The sequence below is a fragment of the Buttiauxella brennerae ATCC 51605 genome, assembly GCF_001654925.1.
Taxonomy (GTDB): domain Bacteria; phylum Pseudomonadota; class Gammaproteobacteria; order Enterobacterales; family Enterobacteriaceae; genus Buttiauxella; species Buttiauxella brennerae.
In genome coordinates this window covers 14,928-33,060 of the sequence record NZ_LXER01000011.1, presented here as the reverse complement: position 1 = coordinate 33,060, position 18,133 = coordinate 14,928, and the positions used below count along the sequence as shown (strand labels likewise).

21 protein-coding genes and 1 tRNA gene are annotated in these 18,133 nt (G+C 48.7%); 11 read left to right on the top strand and 11 right to left on the bottom strand.

What is annotated here, in order from left to right:
* The first annotated feature begins 48 nt into the window (after nt 1-48).
* The 3 genes from yeaG to M975_RS05435 all read left to right on the top strand — a co-directional run bounded on the left by yeaG (nt 49) and on the right by M975_RS05435 (nt 4,093).
* Nucleotides 49-1,983, top strand: a complete 1,935-nt coding sequence (gene yeaG / locus M975_RS05445) for a protein kinase YeaG (protein WP_064557854.1) — start codon at nt 49-51, stop codon at nt 1,981-1,983.
* Nucleotides 1,984-2,056: 73 nt separating this feature from the next.
* Entirely contained in the window at nt 2,057-3,340 is a 1,284-nt protein-coding gene (locus tag M975_RS05440) for a YeaH/YhbH family protein (protein ID WP_064557853.1), read from the top strand.
* A 306-nt stretch (nt 3,341-3,646) separates the two neighbouring features.
* Nucleotides 3,647-4,093, top strand: a complete 447-nt coding sequence (locus tag M975_RS05435; protein WP_064547727.1) for a DUF441 domain-containing protein — start codon at nt 3,647-3,649, stop codon at nt 4,091-4,093.
* A gap of 5 nt (nt 4,094-4,098) precedes the next feature.
* Here the strand turns inward: M975_RS05435 and M975_RS05430 are convergent, their stop codons facing one another.
* Nucleotides 4,099-4,887: an AraC family transcriptional regulator gene (locus M975_RS05430; RefSeq protein WP_064557852.1), complete on the bottom strand. Its 789-nt coding sequence runs from the start codon at nt 4,885-4,887 to the stop codon at nt 4,099-4,101.
* 97 nt (nt 4,888-4,984) lie between these two features.
* Here M975_RS05430 and M975_RS05425 point away from each other — a divergent pair, with 97 nt between their 5' ends.
* On the top strand, nt 4,985-6,178 hold the full coding sequence (locus M975_RS05425) for a CynX/NimT family MFS transporter (protein WP_064557851.1): 1,194 nt from the start codon (nt 4,985-4,987) through the stop codon (nt 6,176-6,178).
* On the opposite strand, the gene M975_RS05420 is transcribed toward M975_RS05425, so the two are convergent.
* Entirely contained in the window at nt 6,179-6,886 is a 708-nt protein-coding gene (locus tag M975_RS05420) for a CTP synthase C-terminal region-related (seleno)protein (protein ID WP_064557850.1), read from the bottom strand.
* Nucleotides 6,887-7,040: 154 nt separating this feature from the next.
* Here M975_RS05420 and M975_RS05415 point away from each other — a divergent pair, with 154 nt between their 5' ends.
* The gene (locus tag M975_RS05415) at nt 7,041-7,544 is read left to right on the top strand and encodes a 2-thiouracil desulfurase family protein (protein ID WP_064557849.1); all 504 of its coding nucleotides are present in this window, start codon (nt 7,041-7,043) and stop codon (nt 7,542-7,544) included.
* Nucleotides 7,545-7,601: 57 nt separating this feature from the next.
* On the opposite strand, the gene M975_RS05410 is transcribed toward M975_RS05415, so the two are convergent.
* From M975_RS05410 to cspE, 3 genes are all read right to left on the bottom strand, one after another.
* Entirely contained in the window at nt 7,602-7,907 is a 306-nt protein-coding gene (locus M975_RS05410) for a hypothetical protein (RefSeq protein WP_064557848.1), read from the bottom strand.
* 177 nt (nt 7,908-8,084) lie between these two features.
* Nucleotides 8,085-8,246, bottom strand: a complete 162-nt coding sequence (locus M975_RS05405; protein WP_064518094.1) for a YqaE/Pmp3 family membrane protein — start codon at nt 8,244-8,246, stop codon at nt 8,085-8,087.
* A gap of 279 nt (nt 8,247-8,525) precedes the next feature.
* A complete protein-coding gene (cspE, locus tag M975_RS05400; protein WP_034456078.1) occupies nt 8,526-8,735 on the bottom strand; it encodes a transcription antiterminator/RNA stability regulator CspE in 210 nt (69 codons plus the stop codon).
* A 370-nt stretch (nt 8,736-9,105) separates the two neighbouring features.
* Here cspE and M975_RS05395 point away from each other — a divergent pair, with 370 nt between their 5' ends.
* Nucleotides 9,106-10,548, top strand: coding sequence for an MltF family protein (locus M975_RS05395; RefSeq protein WP_064557847.1), 1,443 nt, complete (start codon nt 9,106-9,108; stop codon nt 10,546-10,548).
* 104 nt (nt 10,549-10,652) lie between these two features.
* Complete coding sequence (locus M975_RS05390; protein WP_064557846.1) at nt 10,653-10,895, top strand: DinI-like family protein; 243 nt, start codon at nt 10,653-10,655, stop codon at nt 10,893-10,895.
* Nucleotides 10,896-11,172: 277 nt separating this feature from the next.
* On the opposite strand, the gene M975_RS05385 is transcribed toward M975_RS05390, so the two are convergent.
* Nucleotides 11,173-11,248, bottom strand: a tRNA-Thr gene (locus M975_RS05385).
* Nucleotides 11,249-11,456: 208 nt separating this feature from the next.
* Between M975_RS05385 and M975_RS23180 the strand changes: the two genes are divergently transcribed.
* Nucleotides 11,457-11,825, top strand: a complete 369-nt coding sequence (locus M975_RS23180) for a hypothetical protein (RefSeq protein WP_064557845.1) — start codon at nt 11,457-11,459, stop codon at nt 11,823-11,825.
* A gap of 295 nt (nt 11,826-12,120) precedes the next feature.
* The gene (locus tag M975_RS05375) at nt 12,121-12,825 is read left to right on the top strand and encodes an oligogalacturonate-specific porin KdgM family protein (protein ID WP_064557844.1); all 705 of its coding nucleotides are present in this window, start codon (nt 12,121-12,123) and stop codon (nt 12,823-12,825) included.
* 78 nt (nt 12,826-12,903) lie between these two features.
* Here M975_RS05375 and M975_RS23070 read toward each other — a convergent pair whose 3' ends face one another.
* Together M975_RS23070 and M975_RS05370 are read right to left on the bottom strand one after the other, a co-directional pair.
* Complete coding sequence (locus tag M975_RS23070; protein ID WP_167350527.1) at nt 12,904-13,080, bottom strand: hypothetical protein; 177 nt, start codon at nt 13,078-13,080, stop codon at nt 12,904-12,906.
* A 142-nt stretch (nt 13,081-13,222) separates the two neighbouring features.
* Entirely contained in the window at nt 13,223-13,465 is a 243-nt protein-coding gene (locus tag M975_RS05370) for a hypothetical protein (protein WP_064518086.1), read from the bottom strand.
* 237 nt (nt 13,466-13,702) lie between these two features.
* Between M975_RS05370 and M975_RS05365 the strand changes: the two genes are divergently transcribed.
* The gene (locus M975_RS05365) at nt 13,703-14,104 is read left to right on the top strand and encodes an Exc2 family lipoprotein (protein ID WP_064557843.1); all 402 of its coding nucleotides are present in this window, start codon (nt 13,703-13,705) and stop codon (nt 14,102-14,104) included.
* A 285-nt stretch (nt 14,105-14,389) separates the two neighbouring features.
* Nucleotides 14,390-15,555 (top strand): IS3 family transposase gene (locus M975_RS22865; protein WP_157093335.1). Its coding sequence is split into 2 segments (ribosomal slippage): nt 14,390-14,654 and nt 14,654-15,555, totalling 1,167 coding nucleotides; the frame shifts between segments, so codons are not numbered across the junction.
* Nucleotides 15,556-15,677: 122 nt separating this feature from the next.
* Here M975_RS22865 and M975_RS05350 read toward each other — a convergent pair.
* The 3 genes from M975_RS05350 to M975_RS05340 all read right to left on the bottom strand — a co-directional run bounded on the left by M975_RS05350 (nt 15,678) and on the right by M975_RS05340 (nt 18,015).
* Nucleotides 15,678-16,133, bottom strand: a complete 456-nt coding sequence (locus M975_RS05350) for a hypothetical protein (protein ID WP_064557841.1) — start codon at nt 16,131-16,133, stop codon at nt 15,678-15,680.
* A gap of 135 nt (nt 16,134-16,268) precedes the next feature.
* Complete coding sequence (locus tag M975_RS05345) at nt 16,269-17,618, bottom strand: VasL domain-containing protein (protein WP_064557840.1); 1,350 nt, start codon at nt 17,616-17,618, stop codon at nt 16,269-16,271.
* A gap of 49 nt (nt 17,619-17,667) precedes the next feature.
* Nucleotides 17,668-18,015, bottom strand: coding sequence for a hypothetical protein (locus M975_RS05340; RefSeq protein WP_245164318.1), 348 nt, complete (start codon nt 18,013-18,015; stop codon nt 17,668-17,670).
* Between the last annotated feature and the right edge of the window lie 118 nt (nt 18,016-18,133).

The following is an 18,133-nucleotide window of genomic DNA, read 5'->3' as shown; positions in this document are numbered from 1 at the left end:
TACGAACGGCTCTCTAACCTGTGCTAAAAAACGAAAGGACGGCATGCCATGAATATATTCGATCACTATCGCCAGCGTTATGAAGCTGCCAAGGACGAAGAGTTCACACTGCAGGAGTTTCTTGCTGTTTGTAAGCAAGATCGCAGTGCCTATGCCAATGCGGCAGAACGGCTATTGATGGCCATTGGTGAGCCAGTGATGGTGGATACTGCCACCGAACCACGGCTGTCCCGTCTCTTTTCGAACCGTGTGATTTCCCGTTACCCGGCGTTTGAAGAGTTCTATGGCATGGAAGAAGCCATTGAACAGATTGTGGCTTACCTTAAACACGCGGCCCAGGGTCTGGAAGAGAAGAAACAGATCCTCTATTTACTGGGACCGGTCGGTGGCGGTAAATCATCTCTGGCTGAACGCCTGAAAGCGTTGATGCAGCGCGTGCCTATTTACACGCTGAGCGCCAACGGTGAACGCAGCCCGGTGAATGACCACCCGCTGTGTCTGTTCAACCCACAAGAAGATGCCTCTATTCTTGAAAAAGAGTACGGCGTTCCGAATCGTTACCTCGGCACGATTATGTCGCCGTGGGCAGCAAAACGTCTGCATGAGTTTGGTGGCGACATCACTAAATTCCGTGTGGTGAAAGTGTGGCCGTCGATCCTTGCTCAAATCGCGATTGCCAAAACCGAACCGGGTGATGAAAACAACCAGGATATCTCGGCGCTGGTCGGTAAAGTGGATATCCGTAAACTGGAAAACCACGCGCAGAACGATCCAGATGCTTACGGTTACTCCGGTGCATTGTGCCGCGCAAACCAGGGCATCATGGAATTTGTTGAGATGTTTAAAGCCCCTATTAAAGTACTCCACCCGTTGCTGACCGCAACTCAGGAAGGGAACTATAACGGGACTGAAGGTATCTCCGCCCTGCCGTTTAACGGCATTATTCTGGCGCACTCCAACGAATCTGAGTGGGTGACGTTCCGTAACAACAAAAACAATGAGGCGTTTCTTGACCGTGTTTATATCGTCAAAGTGCCTTATTGCCTGCGGATTTCCGAAGAGATCAAAATCTACGAAAAACTGCTGACACACAGTGAGTTGCTGCACGCGCCATGCGCCCCAGGCACACTGGAAACATTGTCTCGTTTCTCGATCTTGTCGCGTTTAAAAGAGCCAGAAAACTCCAGCATTTACTCCAAAATGCGAGTGTATGACGGTGAAAGCCTTAAAGACACCGATCCAAAAGCGAAATCCTACCAGGAGTATCGTGATTACGCCGGTGTTGACGAAGGCATGAACGGGCTGTCGACACGTTTTGCGTTCAAAATTCTGTCTCGCGTGTTCAACTTTGACCATGCAGAAGTGGCTGCAAACCCGGTTCATCTGTTCTATGTGCTGGAACAACAGATTGAACGCGAGCAGTTCCCGCAGGAGCTGGCAGAGAAATATCTGGAGCACCTGAAAGGTTATCTGATCCCGAAATATGCCGAATTTATCGGTAAAGAGATTCAGACGGCGTACCTGGAATCTTACTCAGAATACGGTCAGAACATCTTCGACCGTTATGTAACTTACGCCGATTTCTGGATTCAGGACCAGGAATACCGCGACCCGGATACCGGCCAATTGTTTGACCGTGAATCCCTGAATGCGGAACTGGAAAAAATTGAAAAACCCGCTGGCATCAGCAACCCGAAAGATTTCCGTAATGAAATCGTTAATTTCGTGCTGCGTGCCCGCGCCCACAACAATGGCCGTAACCCTAACTGGACCAGCTACGAGAAGCTGCGCACGGTTATTGAGAAGAAAATGTTCTCGAATACCGAAGAGTTGCTGCCCGTTATCTCGTTCAATGCCAAAACCTCGACCGACGAGCAGAAAAAACACGATGACTTTGTCGATCGTATGATGGAGAAAGGCTATACCCGCAAACAAGTTCGCCTGCTGTGCGAATGGTATCTGCGAGTACGCAAATCTTCATAACGTCTGAGTCACAAACGGGTGCCACTGCTGTTGTGGCACCCCTGCGCAGTTGGCAAAGAAGTGTGGGGGAACTATGGCCTATTTTATTGACAGGCGACTGAACGGCAAAAATAAAAGCGCGGTGAATCGCCAGCGTTTTTTGCGCCGATATAAATCACAGATTAAACAGTCGATTTCCGAGGCCATCAACAAGCGTTCGGTTACCGACGTGGATAGCGGCGAATCTGTTTCTATCCCCAATGAAGATATCAACGAACCGATGTTTCATCAGGGGCGTGGTGGACTGCGCCACCGTGTGCATCCGGGCAACGATCACTTTGTACAAAACGATCGTATCGAGCGCCCACAAGGCGGTGGTGGTGGCTCCGGTTCAGGTCAGGGGCAAGCCAGCCAGGACGGTGAAGGCCAGGACGAGTTCGTCTTTCAAATTTCGAAAGATGAGTATCTCGACTTGCTGTTTGAAGACCTCGCGTTGCCGAATCTGAAAAAGAACCAGCATCGCCAGATTACCGAGTATAAATCGCATCGTGCGGGTTACACCTCAAATGGTGTGCCGGCAAACATCAGCGTCGTCCGTTCGCTGCAAAACTCACTGGCCCGTCGCACGGCAATGACCGCCGGAAAACGTCGTCAGTTGCATGAACTGGAAGATAGCCTTGAAACGGTGAGCAACAGCGAACCTGCACAGTTGCTTGAAGAAGAACGCTTGCGCAAAGAGATCGCTGAGCTGCGCGATAAAATCGCGCGTGTGCCGTTTATCGACACCTTCGATTTACGCTACAAAAATTATGAAAAGCGCCCTGAGCCTTCAAGCCAGGCGGTTATGTTCTGCTTGATGGACGTGTCCGGCTCGATGGACCAGGCCACCAAAGACATGGCGAAGCGGTTTTATATCCTGCTCTATCTGTTCCTGAGCCGGACGTATAAAAACGTTGAAGTGGTGTATATCCGCCACCATACGCAAGCCAAAGAAGTGGATGAGCATGAGTTCTTCTACTCGCAGGAAACGGGCGGTACGATTGTCTCCAGCGCGCTGAAACTGATGGATGAAGTCATGAAGGAGCGTTACGACCCGGCGTTGTGGAACATCTACGCTGCACAAGCTTCCGATGGTGATAACTGGGCTGATGATTCACCGCTGTGCCATGAGCTACTGGCGAAAAAATTACTGCCGATGGTGCGTTATTACAGTTATATCGAAATTACGCGTCGCGCCCACCAAACCCTGTGGCGCGAATATGAAGATTTGCAGTCAACCTTTGATAATTTCGCGATGCAGCATATTCGCGACCAGGATGATATCTACCCTGTGTTCCGTGAGCTGTTCCAGAAGCAAGCCAGTAATAGCTACAACTAACCCTCAGGTCGGCCAGTTTATTCTGGCTGACCTTATCTATTCCTGCCAACGAGTAGCCAATGGGCGCACATTAATATGTGTCCAGGACCTGCTGCGCCCTATTACTGTGGGTCGTTCAAATGGCTTTTGCCGATCAAAATAAATTAATGGAACGTCAACGCTGCTAAGGTTTTTAATTATTATCATGCATTTGCACAAAAACACGCATCGTCGTTTAAAAAAACTGACTCCATTTCCCGCCTGCGCGTAAAGTAACTCTTAACAATAAAAACAGCCTCCTTTTTTATTCTGCAAGGAACAGCCATGATCTTCGACTCCACGTTATTAATCCTGCTGGCACTCGCCGGACTAGGATTTGTCAGCCATAACACAACCGTTGCCGTATCGATTCTGGTGCTTATTATTGTGCGCGTGACACCACTGAGTCAGTTTTTCCCATGGATAGAAAAACAAGGTCTAACCGTGGGGATTATCATACTGACGATTGGTGTCATGGCGCCCATTGCCAGCGGCACCCTCCCCGCCAGTACCCTGCTGCACTCATTTACCAACTGGAAATCACTGGTTGCCATTGCGGTTGGCGTATTTGTTTCGTGGCTGGGCGGGCGTGGCGTTACGCTGATGAGCAGCCAGCCAAGTCTGGTTGCTGGCCTGTTGGTGGGAACCGTGCTCGGCGTAGCATTATTCCGTGGTGTACCTGTCGGGCCATTAATCGCCGCAGGGCTTGTCTCGCTGGTTATTGGCAAACAGTGACGGGCTTACTGTAGTTCTAAAGATGTAAGATAGCGCCCTGGTGTATTGCCGAGCGCTTTTTTAAACATCGTGATAAACGCGTTCGTCGAGTCGTAGCCCAGTTCACTTGCGACTTGCTGCACGGAAGAGCCGCCAATCAGCAGTTGAAGCGCAATGATGAGCTGTAACTGCTGCCGCCAGCGGCGAAAACTTAACCCCGTTTCTTTCACGACCAGACGGGCGAGATTGCGTTCACTCATCGCCAGTTGAGAAGCCCATTGTTCTAGCGTCTGGCGCTGTTGTGGCCGCAGTGCCAGTTGTTCCGCAATAAAGCGAATTTTGGGGTGAGCTGACATCGGCAAATGCAGTTGCTCCACAGCCTGGCGCGGTAGCTCATCGAACAAGACCTGAACCAGCCTTTGCGTTTCTGGTTGCGCTAAATCATTTTCGTTTTGCTGCGCGAGATGCAGGATAAGCTCACGCACCAGGGGGGAAATTCGTAACGTGCAGCACTGCGCTGGCATTTCCACCACGCCCGGCTCAATAAACAGAAAGCTCAGCCGCGCATTTGCCGTTGCGCGGTTACTGTGTGGCATTTCCCCTGGGATCCAGACGGCATGCTGGGTTGGCACCATCCATACCGCTTGCTCAACTTCACAGGTGATCCCGCCGTGCAAAGCAAGAATAAGCTGCCCTTTACGATGCTGATGAAAGACGATTTCATTCTCACTTTCTGCGACCAGAATTCGAAATGCCTGTGCAGGCAGGCGATTGCTGTCAGGGTCGAACCCTTCAAGCGCTAAACCTCGCTCCATAATATTGTCCGGTTTTAGGGATAAACTGGCATTTTACGTTGATTTATTCCATTCCCAAAGCGTGTATCTTGAGCGCATCGTATTAAGGGAAATTTTTATGACATCCATTTCTGCTACAAGCCTGAAAAAACACGGCTTGCTACTGCTCGGCATTTTAATGATTGCCACTACGCTGCGCGTGACATTTACCGGTGCCGCACCGTTGTTGGATATGATTCGAGATACTTTCGGCCTCACAACGGCACAAACAGGCATCCTCACCACGCTGCCGTTGCTGGCATTTGCCATCGTTTCTCCGCTTGCAGCGGGTATCGCTCGCCGCTTTGGTATCGAACGCAGCCTGTTTGCTGCCATGCTGATTATCTGTGCAGGTATCGCATTGCGTTCTGCGGGAAATACCGCACTTTTATACATCGGCACGGCAATGATTGGCTGCGGTATTGCCATGGGGAATGTGCTGCTGCCCGGCCTGATTAAGCGAGATTTCCCAGGCCAGGTTGCTCGCCTCACCGGGGCATACTCGCTGACAATGGGCGTTGCGGCGGCGATGGGCTCGATGATGGTCGTACCGATTGCGCAGCACGGCTACGGCTGGCCCGGAGCACTGATGGCGCTGATGATCTTCCCGATAGTCGCATTGCTTATCTGGCTGCCGCAGTTATCGAACCACACTAAAGCCACACTGAGTTCGAGTAATACTCTGCACAGCCGTGGGATCTGGACATCCGCGCTGGCGTGGCAAGTCACACTATTTTTAGGCATTAACTCGCTGATATATTATGTCGTGATTGGCTGGTTGCCCTCGATACTCATCAGCCATGGTTACAGCGAAGCGCAAGCCGGTTCACTTCATGGTCTGATGCAACTGGCTACCGCAGCGCCTGGCCTGCTAATTGGTTTGATGTTAAGCCGTCTGAAGAGCCAACGAGGTATCGCAGTTCTGATGGCATTGTTGTGCGCAGTCAGCGCCATCGGCTTACTGTATATGCCAGTTCTTGCCAGCCTCTGGGTGGTGCTATTTGGTTTTGGCACCGGAGCGACGATGATCCTCGGCCTGACGTTCATTGGTTTGCGGGCTAACAGTGCGCACCAGGCGGCGGCGCTGTCTGGCATGGCACAATGTGTGGGCTATTTACTGGCGGCGTTCGGCCCGCCAGTCATGGGGAAAGTGCACGATATTACAGGCCAGTGGAGCCTGCCGTTACTTGGCTGCGCGGTGCTGGCATGCGTGATGGCCGTATTCGGTAGCCTCGCCGGGTGTGATGCGGAAATAAGCCCGACGCGCCCTTAATTAACGCCGCGCCGCGATGAGCAATGCCTCAACCAGTGGCGCAGCTTTATCTTTCAGAGCATTACGTTCGTGCTGGAAAAGCGTTGCGACGAAAAAGGGATGACCGCTGAGTTCGACAGCCCGGATGTCACCTTGTTGATCCCAGCCAGTGGCTTGTAATTGTGACTGGCTCAACTGCTCAGCAAAATCCGCAGCAATGCCATAATTGCAGTGGTAACCCTCTTCGATGCGCTCTCTTCCGTAAGCATCGCCAATGAATGAGCCAGGTTTAAGCACTATGCTGTCAGACTTTTCCACCAGCGAGCAGCTTAATGGTGCAATCACTAACCTTCCGTCGCTATTGGTTTCAGCATGCGCGGCATCCTTCCAGCCCATGACATTACGCGCATACTCGATAATCGCATGCTGGAACCCGCCGCATGTCCCAAGAAATGGGATCTGATTTTCGCGAGCAAAGCGGATAGCCAGAAAGGCACCGTCTTCATTTTGATAAGGGCTGGCCGGGACGCACCAGATGGCGTCATACCCTACCAAATCTTCCGAACTCGTCACTTCGGAAGTGGGCAACCAATCATAATCCACGATTACGTCAACATATTCAGCGGCATTATCTAAAGCGAGAGGAATAGCCTGGTGTGCAATGACTGCAGGGTTATAGTCACCCACCAGCGCAACTCGAAGGGTTTGTTTCAAAGGTAATGGAGGCATTTAATTGATTATCCTTATGTTTAACAGCATCTACTACATAAGGAATGATAGAGTATGCCATTACCTTTTGCCCTGCAACGCCCAAAATTAGCAGGGTGGCGTAAACCCAACATACTGTAGTAACGTGCTTTGTCTCTCACTTCTGCGTGATGTAATGAAAACAAAAATACTGGTCAGTGCCTGCCTGATGGGCTTCAAAGTTCGCTATAACGGTCAAGATAAACCGCTGATTGCAGAGGTGTTAGCACGCTGGCAGCAAGAACAACGCCTGGTGGTTCATTGCCCGGAATTAGCCGCGGGGCTTGCAACGCCACGACTCCCGGCAGAGTTGGTCGGCGGCGGCGGGCAGGAAGCACTAAAAGGCATGGCAAACATTCTGGAAAGTGATGGGACGGACGTCAGTCAGCACTATTTATTAGCCGCCTGGCTTGCGTTAAAAACCGCGCAAGATTCCGGATGCCAGCTGGCTTTAATGACGGATGGCAGCCCAACTTGTGGCAGTCAGAAAATTTATGATGGCTCTTTTCAGGGGGTAACGCAGCCTGGAATGGGCGTTGCAGCCGCATTGTTGCGACAGCACGGTATCGAAGTTTATGCCCAAACTGAACTCGTCGAACTGATTGCCAGAGTCGACGAGCTAGATAAGGCTAATAGCTGATAGTCGTGAATGAAGGTAAGGGTTGCGAATAGCTCACCTGCTCTGCCTTCATACTCTCTAATAAACCACCTGCGCTTCATCAACCTCAGGCAATAATGTCTTATCCAGCGGCATAAGATACTCGCCGCGAACAAAGGTATAACCGTCGCGACCATCAAATGCCACGACATTGCCCGTGACCAGCCACAGCGGATAATTCGCATCATGTGGCAGTTGTGTCACCACGCCGGTTACCGGGTTCAAAAAGCTTTCACCCGGCTCACACAGCCCGAAAAGCTCGACTGATTTACCCACATTCACACGCCCGGCGGCAGTACGGGAACCGATGATTATTGCCAGCATTCCCGGTTTTAACTGAAACATAAGTGACTCTGTCGCTCATTAAATAATTGGCTATATCAGAACATTCTTAGATGAAAATGTAAACAGGGGGGTGATGAGTGGTAATACGAGGTGCGCGTCAATAGGTGTTGCCGCTCGCACGTTACGCAACTTAATAGCTTGCGTAACGTACGTAAAAACTAGCCTGCGGGTTTTATTTTATTTATCGCGGCTTTGCACCCAGAACGCATGAATCAGGCCAGGGATGTAACCCAGTAGCGTCAGTACAATATTCAAAAGAAATGCCCAACCGAACCCTTTACCCAGCAAGACACCAAGCGGTGGTAAAATTATCGTAAAAACAATACGCCAAAAGCCCATAAAAAAACTCCAGTTATTAATGCATGCGATGCTGAAATAAGTCTATTTCACTGGAAGCATAGTCTACCGGGTGTAAACCAACTGAGGGTGCAGCGTGATTTAATGTAAATAATTGAGTAGCCACAGAAGATGTATGGCATTGATTATAAGGATAAAAGGCGGGATTCAGGAAATTCAGACAACAAAAAACCCGCACATGGCGGGTTTCTTCACTTTGACTTAACGGCTCGGGTTATTCACCGTCTTCGCATGCGTCAGTCTTAGTATGCGTTAGCAGTCTTACAGAGCAACAACGTTAGTTGCTGAAGGACCTTTAGCGCCGTTCTCAACAGAGAACTCAACTTTCTGACCTTCGTCCAGAGTTTTGAAATCATTGCTCTGAATGGCAGAGAAGTGAACGAACACATCTTTGCTACCATTGTCAGGAGTGATGAAGCCGAAACCTTTTTCTGGGTTGAACCATTTTACTAAACCAGTCATTTTAGACATAGATACTTCCTCGATATTTTATAGCCATTTAATATGGCGAACGTGGTCTGTATTGCAGAACGTTTCTTATTTAGGCACTTAGGAGGAGACTCACGAAGAAGGGTATCTGATGACTTGATAGCGCTTGAACTGAGGACTGCTTTACTAAAACTGCTTTCATAAGGTCTGTCTTCCAAACCGATGACGCATTTACTCATAGACGCGCATTGGAAGCAAGAATTATTTTCAAATAATAATTTTCTCATCTAAACGGCTAGCCTTCTTTCCCTCTACTTTACGGTAACAATATCGCGCACAATTTTTAACCAGAACGATTTAGCACCCGCTATAGTTAAACAGTACCCGGCTGGAATGAATAGATGGGGTAACAATGGCCCGCTTGTTGTTGGTACTACTCTTAGTTCTTACCTATATACCGATGACGCATGCAGCCACCGACGACCCAGCTTTGAAATTCGACACCAAAGCTAATACTATTTTTGGTGATTTCGACATGATGAAAAAACGGCGTGTCGTGCGGGTTTTGATTCCTTACAGTAAAACTTTTTACTTTATAGATAACAGCGGTACTCAGCGCGGCATCATGGTCGAGCTGATGCATCAATTTGATAAGCAGATCAATAAAGGCCTGAAGCCTTCACAGAAAACACATCTTTTGTTCATTCCAACCGCGCGGGATCAACTGATTCCCCAGCTGGTAGCCGGGCATGGTGATGTTATTGCCGCGAACCTGACGATTACACCAGAACGAGAAGAGCTGATCGACTTCAGTACGCCGCTGGCCAAAAACGTCCGTGAAGTGGTTATTGCCAGTAGCAATGCGCCTAAGCTCGAAACCGTCGACTCTCTGTCCGGAAAGTCTCTCTTTGTGAACCCTTCAACCAGTTACATTTCCAGTATTGTTACCCTGAATAAAAATCTGGCGGAAAAAAGCCTCCCACCTGCAATAGTGGTCAAGGCTCCTGGCAATTTTGAACCAGAAGATATTCTGGAAATGGTGAACGCTAATCTCGCCGATTACACCGTCGTCGACAGATACCTGGCGTTACTGTGGAAACAGATTTACCCCAATTTGGTGGTCTACGAAAACATTACCCTGCGTGATGACGGCTCTATTGCACTGGCGATGCGCAAGGATTCCCCGCTCCTGCGCGCGCAACTCGATAAATTCACGACGGCGCATAAAATCGGTACCTCATTCGGCAACCAGCAGGTTTATAAGTACCTGCGCAATACGAAATGGGTGAAAGATGCGCGTTCTCAGGAAGAGTTGGATAAGTTTTATCAGGTGACAGAAATTTTCCGCAAATACGGTGAGCAATATAATGTCGACTGGCTACTGATGGCGGCGCAAGGGTATCAAGAGTCGCGCCTTGACCAGACAGTGCGCAGCAAAAGCGGCGCGATTGGCGTGATGCAAGTCCTCCCTACCACAGGCAAAGAGTTAAAAGTGGGCGATATCAGACAAGTCGACCCCAATATTAATGCCGGAGTAAAATACATCCGTTTTATGTCCGACCGTTACTTTGCGGACCAGCCTATGACCGAAATGAACAAACTGCTGTTCACCTTCGCTTCTTATAATGCCGGCCCGGCTAAAATTGCCCGTTTACGCAAAGAAGCACAAACCAAAGGTCTTGATCCGAACATCTGGTTTAACAATGTCGAACGCATTGCCCAGCAACGAATTGGTAATGAAACCGTGCAATACGTGAGCAATATCTTCAAGTATTACATTGCTTATCAATTAATCATGGAACAGATGAAAGCACGTAAACACGAGACTCCGCTTACCGGGCTGAAAACGCAATAGCCCTCACATCCCCTGCATTAACAGGGTGTTTTTCAGGAACAGGCTTGCCTTGAATACTGATATTCATTACTGTATATAAATACAGCTTTAAAAGGAGCTTCTTAATGTTCGTTGAACTGGTTTACGACAAACGAAATGTAGCCGGCTTACCCGGTGCAAATGAAAAAATTCTTGATGAACTGACTCGACGGGTCCAGGCCATTTTCCCCGATGCCGACGTTAGGGTAAAACCGATGCAGACCAATGCAGTTCATAGCGACTGCACCAAAAATGAAAAAGAAAAGATTAACCGTCTGGTTGAAGAGATGTTTGACGAAGCTGATTTTTGGCTGGTTTGCGAAGAGTAAAGCCTGGCGGTTGAGTAAAAACGTGAGGTTTTCCATCTTCAACTCCTGATATCATCCTCGCCACTCATCGTCAGATGTTTTAAACGGGTTTAGTCGTTATGAGAAAAACAACAATAGTATTAATCGTGGTAGCCATTCTTGTGTGGCTGGCAAGCCAGCAGGGTTGGATCTAATTGACTACAAAAGGAAGCGCTACCAACAGCTAGCCTTCCTTTCTTTTTAATTGGGTAAAATACAGACGAAAAAAAACCACCTGAAAGGTGGTTTTTTTAATGTATGGTGCCGACTACCGGAATCGAACTGGTGACCTACTGATTACAAGTCAGTTGCTCTACCTACTGAGCTAAGTCGGCGTGGAAAGCATAATATACAAAGCCGAACCGCTATGCAATTCCCTGTGAATCGTTCGCTTAAAAAACCAACTTATTGCTATTAAATCAACCAACAATAAATAAAAAATCACCACTTAGGTTGTTATTTAACCAATAATTTCCCGCGGTTAAATTATTTAGTGAGAGATGTTACCCTTGCATTCAAATTCATTACAAAATGAGCTGGTTTATGAAACTCATTCTCTTCATTAGCCTTATGGGCTTCGTTCAATCCTCTGCTTTTGCCGCCACAGCCACTCAGCTGTCATGCTCAATGCGGGAAAATGTTGTCATATCACGGTTTAATCATGACCTCTCTACCATGAAGTGGGACGATCACTTTCTGATTGCTTCAGGTGTGAAAAAATCCAAAACAAAAAATGATGTCCCCTTCCGCGTCACCAGCTTCCAAAACGGAGATGACCTGGTTTTCTTCCCTGAAAAACAACAGTACTTCATGTTTTATTCGGGAAACCCGAATCCAGATCGCTGCACTATCGAAAGCACGAAGACTTATCAGATAACTCAATTGCCTCGGTATGAAAAACCAGACACATAAGGTTCCCTGAAAAGCGGGAGTAAACGCTTCCCGCTTTGGCCCCGGCTGAATCACGAATAACACATTAAAACGCCTGAATAACTTGCCTCTATGCTGAGTTTATTAATAGAAGCTGTATGCACACGCTTTCAATATTGTTGTGTGAAAAACAATAATTATTTCATTTAATAAAAAACAAAATAACTGAAACGCCATTTCATTTATTTGATCGGGTTATCTATTTCCAAACTGAAAATTAATTAGCATCGTTACCAGTCCGATGACTGATTTTTAATTCACAACATGGAAAGATTAAATGAAGAGTCTCTTTAAACTTAGCGCCTTCGCAACATTATTGATCTCAGTTTCTTCAAACGCGGTTACACTTGATTATCGTCATGAATATAAACCCGAGAGCGGCACCAATGCCGACAGGATTAAAATTGGTCACACTACCCAGGATGGTTATTTTGCGAGCGTAGAAGGGAGAGTCTCTGAAAAGACTGAAACTGATAGTGAAGGCTTCAAAAATGGTATTGAAAAGTACAGTGGCAGTGGCAGCGAATTTGAATTTGGTAAGAACTTCACTATTAATGAAAAACTTACGCTAGCACCTGCAATTAACCTCGATGTAGGCGACAGTTATATCGCTTACCGTGCACAAATTAAAGCTATCTACCAAATAAATGATAACTGGCTGACAACACTGCGCTGGCGTCCGGGTATTGAAGTTAATGAGAACCAATCGGTTAAAAACAAAAACTACAACCAATTCAACTGGGAGTTTGGTTACGCAAATGATCAATTCTCAATAATCGGCGATCTTGAATATCGTCTTACTAACTATGATGATTATGAAGGTGATCATAATTATTGGCTGTATAATGTTGTCGCCAGCTACAATATTGATAAGCACTGGAAACCCTATACTGAAATTGGATATGTTCCTCGTTACAACGAAGATCATGAGAAAGACGAAATGGAAGTTCGTTATCGAATGGGTATCAAATACACCTTCTAACTCCAGATAATAAAAATCCCGCTAACGTGGCGGGATTTTTACTGCACGAACATGGAATGACTCTTACCCTTTGCTCTATCAGTGCTTGATATCACGCTTTTCCTGACGGCAATCGGCATTACCAACCAGACCGTCACGGCACTCTTGCTTGGCTTGACGCCCTTCCTGGCGCTCTTGCGCCTGCTCTGTTGCCAGAACGGGCAACGCAGTCATCAGGGTTGAAGCTGCAAGCAGCATTAATACATATTTTTTCATTGTAAATTCCTTAACGTGTTAAATCCCTAAAGTGGGTTAGCACACCATCATGGCGGGCCCGAATAATACACTTCAGTTGCTTTGCTCGTCGTGCCAGAAGAAATACAATTTTAAATTTACGTACCCATCCCTATGATTCAAATTAATATTTTATATCGCGGGCTTTATCACGCCCTTCCTGTTTGTTCTGGCGGTGATCCTGTCGACAGTCGGCATTGCCAACAACACCTTGACGGCACTCCTGCTTGACGTTACGCGATGCCTCCCGTGTGCCCTGCCTTACATCACGGGCACCCTGCCGTTGCCTGGACTGTTCAGTTGCCTGCGAAGGTATAGCGGTGATAAGCGTTGAAGCAGCCAGCAGTATCAATGCATATTTATTCATAAGTTATTCCTGGAATAGGCGAGCCGCGCCAGTTTGGCGTAATTAAATTATAGACTTTATGGTGGCAACTGCTTACGCCATGCACAAATCTTAAACTAATGTCGTAGTGCTAAACCGGGCTTTTCTTTTTCTGATTCATATCAAAAACAACTCCCCATTTTCCCTGATACAGTAAACCGCGATTTTTAAGTATCTATCTAATTTTATTAATAAAATGTTTACTTTTAGGGACGGAAAATGAAAAGGTTGTTAATTACTGCGGTGATTATTGCTCTGGGCGGCTGCGCTGCCAAAACATCGCCAGAACGTCACTCAATTTATTATGCTCGCCATGATCCCACTATGATGGGCGGCAACTATGCAAGCAGTCCAGACGCAACGGCAAAAGCAAATTTGCCTGCTTATAAGCAGATATACCAACAGGGGCAAGACGCAAAAACTAAGGGTTTGACGCCAGCACAAGCACAAACTTTGGCTGATGAAATTTATAAAGTTAACGCTAATGTGACCAGCGGTACGGAAACGTTTATGAATCTCAAAGAACATAAAACGCAGATAACACGAGATGAGCGAGCATCCCAACTTTGGGGGCAAACCTTAAAAGAGACGTTCCTGGACGGTTTTAACGGCGTTAAATAACCGAAAGCAAATCGGAGCTGCTTAATCTGAATTAATTTCTAACCCTTTTGTCGAAGTATTTTTCTCGGGTTTGACGGAAAAGGTTTTGAAGGATAGTAATACCAAGGGGGCACGAAGCCCCCTTTATGACGCGAGCAATAAAGTTAATGACATAAGTTAGATCATCGCGTAGCAAAAAACTTAATACTTCAATGACGATGGCCTAATCTGCGGTATGTAGTGGATCGGTAATTCAGGACACCTCGAAATCCTGTTAATGTTAAAACAGTGAACATGAGGTGATGCATGATCAAAACTCGTCGGACTAAACGCACATTTTCCCCGGAGTTCAAACTCGAAGCTATCGAGCAGGTTGTTAAATACCAGCGAGATGTACGGGAAGTTGCTCAGGCGCTCGAACTCAACCCTGACCATTTGCGCAAATGGATACGGCTTTATAAGCACGAACTTCTGGGTATTGAGCCCGTCGGCAATGCTATTACTCCTGAACAGCGCGAAATTCAGCAGCTTAAAGCGCAGATAAAACGTCTTGAGATGGAAAAAGAAATACTAAAGCAGGCTGCCGTGCTGATGAGCGAAGCCCCCGGAAAGTTATCGCGCTAATCACACGGCTGAAAGCAAAGTGGCCTGTGCAGGTTCTTTGTCATTTATTCGGTATTCACCGTAGCGTTTATTACGCGCAGGTGAAGCATCCGGTTAATGTGCAAAGAATTGCATTACGAAGTCGTGTGAGAGCACTGCATGCTCTCAGTCGTGGTGCTGCAGGGAGTCGGGCAATCAGCCAGATGTTACGCCAGAGTGGCGTTGATGCAGGCCGGTGGCTGGCGCGACGACTGATGCAGGAATGCGGGCTGACCAGTCACCAGCCTGTTAAACATCGCTACCGGATAAATGAAGACGACAGTCCGGCATTGCCAAACTTATTGAACCGGCAGTTTAACCCCGCCGCACCAAACCGCGTCTGGTGTGGTGATATCAGCTTTATTCGCCTGCAGGACAGGTGGTGCTATCTCGCGCTTGTTGTTGATTTATATTCACGCCGGATTATTGGTTCAGCCCTCTCATTAACCGCTGATGCTGATTTGGTATGCAGGGCTTTGCGTAATGCCCTGGAAACACGACCGCGTAATGAACGTCTTCTGTTTCATTCAGATCAAGGGGTTCAATATAAAATCAATAAATACAGAAAGTTACTTTGGCGTTATGGGGTAATGCAAAGTATGAGTCGCAGAGGGAATTGTCTGGATAATTCGCCGATGGAAAGAGTCTTTCGCAGCCTTAAAAGTGAATGGCTACCGAAAGGCGGTTATGGTGATTTTAGTCATGCAGTACGCGATATAAACCAGTGGATAAATGGTTATTACAACGTTTACCGTCCTCATACGAACAATGGTGGATTATCGCCTTACCTGCATGAAGAAAAGTGGAAGCAGGTTATTCCGGTGTCCTGATTTTGTGATCCACTACACGCTCCTGCCAGGTAACATTCCGATAACCTTTATCCCAAGCACCGTATAAAACTGGCTAAGAATACGGCGCTCGTCAGATGTCCATGCATGCTTTCTTTTTAACCCTAATTTGGTCGCCTGCGCAGAAATGGCTTGCCTGGAACGATGTGGCAATAGTGTGCATGAATCTCATCAAGGTTATCTGAGATACCGTACTGAGTGGTCAGTATCGCATTCTCTTCCGGGGTCCATTTCCTGGCCCGTGTTTTCCCAAGCTTCAGAACTGTCGCCCTGTTCCTCACGACACTGACACTTTTGTTGAGCGTGGCGGGGATATCCTCAACGGGCATTTCGCCATAATGTGCTTTCAAAAATACGACGGCATCGGAGTGCCATTCCCGCAAATCGGTAACACCGGCCTTATCCGCCTGCTTTCTGATAGATTCCTTATCCCGATGCGGCAACAGCGCCTGCACCAGAGCAATACCCGAGCCATGAGCGTAGTATTTTTTCACTACGCCAATTTCAGCTGGTGACCACGGTCTGGCTCCCGTACGGCCAATGCCAAGTTTGAGTGCCATTGCTCTGACCGCTGAAATAGCTCTTCCCAGATGCTGGGCTATCTCCTTTGCCGGGAGCTTGCCATAGTTCTTTTCGAGAAATTACATCTCCCAGATGCTCCAGGGAGAATAATGATTTCGATAGCGGGCGTTCCGTTATTGCTCTGCCGATAATGCTAGTTGCTCGAGAACATGTATCAGTGAATCCAGGTGCCGTTCAGCCTGCTCAATGCCGGCCCCGGAGGCATTTGTCTCACCCGGTTCGGAAACCAGCTGCCGGAGCTGTTCTTCCACCGGGACGGCACTGGCAAACGTGCTGGTGATACGCCAGACAATCGTCTTCAGCTCGCTGCCTGTCAGATATTTACCCTTCTGTCTGTCCAGTGCATCCAGCTGTGTCGATAATGCCCGCAGTTGCATCATGCCGTCATGCCAGCCATTCAGTTCACTGGCAGGCAGCGTTCTGGCGGCCTGATACTGTTCCCACCGCTGCACCAGAGCCTGGGTTGCGGGGTCATTCGGCCATAAGGACTGTGCCTGCGAGACCAGTCCCTGACCGTAGCGAAGACGCCAGCCTGGCGCCTGGGTCGTTACCCAGTTTACCTGGTTGGTTATCTGCGACAGCCACATCCGGGAATGCGTGCGGTGATTCTCTGTCCCACGGAAGGCTTCAATCTGCGTCGGAGTCATAGGTTTCGGTATCCCGGCGACCGATGCCGCCATCACCTGCGTGGCCTCATCCGGATGATGAAGAGCCTGCCAGCTGAAGACGGTGACTGCGCTAAGTACCAGTGCGGTCGCCATCCCGGCAACAAAAACTGGCCAGCGCTTCGGTGGTGCCGGGACGTCTTCTGTCACCTGAACCCCGACTTCCGGCTCCTTCCAGATGACATAGACCAGACGGCTGGCTGACGCAGCCTCTTCCACCATGCTCAACGCCGGGTCAGGCATTATGCCGTGAGCAGGGGCATCCTCAGCCTGGGGGCTGTTCTCCAGACGACTTAACGCGCTGCGTATCAGCTGCATCAGCGGATTCAACTGGCAGGCATGATTCAGTTCCTGGCGCCTGAGAATATCCTTCATCTCCTGAAGCCGCTTTTCCGCCAGTTCCAGGGCAGGGACATCTTCGGGGCCCAGTGAAAAGGTGCGAAAGAGCTTCTGTAACCGCTGTGACAGGCCATTGAGTATCTCAGCGCGGGCATGCACCTGCTGTGGCCAGAGTTGCACCCACTGATGGCTCAGCAGTGCAGTCAGTATGGCCAGCCCCTCGTTCATCCCGCTGACCCGCGCCAGATAGCTGCGCGCAAGGGTATACCAGGCGCAGGTCTGTAACTCCACGCCGTTGATTTCAAACAGGGAGAGCGACAGGGCCTCCACCTGTTTCCAGTTGACGTCCGGCCGAGCCGGATGCATCAGCTTACTCATCTCATCGCGCAGTGCCACAAACTCTGACAGGGCACGCGGGTCGCCACCGGTTCGCACCTGACGGGGTTGTTCGTCATGCATGTTCTGGTCATCCGTGTGTATAAAAAATTGTCGGGCCCGGATGCAATGGTTACCCGGGCAGCAAGGAAGCAATCAGGGTAAAGAATGCCTCTTCATCAAATGGGTCCGGTTTCACGCTGAGTGTTCCGGCCGGACACAAGGTCCAGTCATCCCGCATCCCGCAGCGCATATACAGACGGTACAAAGGCTGGATATTATCCGCGGTACACAGGCTGGCTTCGACACACCCGGTGACGCCCTGCCCGTAAAGGAAAATGGGCGTAAACCGGATGCTCCGCTGCTGGTAGTGCAGCACAATCCCCGGGACTGAAAATGCACTACCGCCAATCAGAAATTCAACCAGGGACGTGTTTGTGGTTTCGGTTCGCACCTCCGCCCCGGCCAGCCATGCCTCCATGGTCTCCTGTAGCGTGCTTATCCGCTGTCGGAACGCCGCGATATCGGCCTCAGCCTTTGTGTTAAAGGTGGCACTGCGGGGTTTCTGGTCCTGTAATTTTTGCAGAAATCGTGCTTTC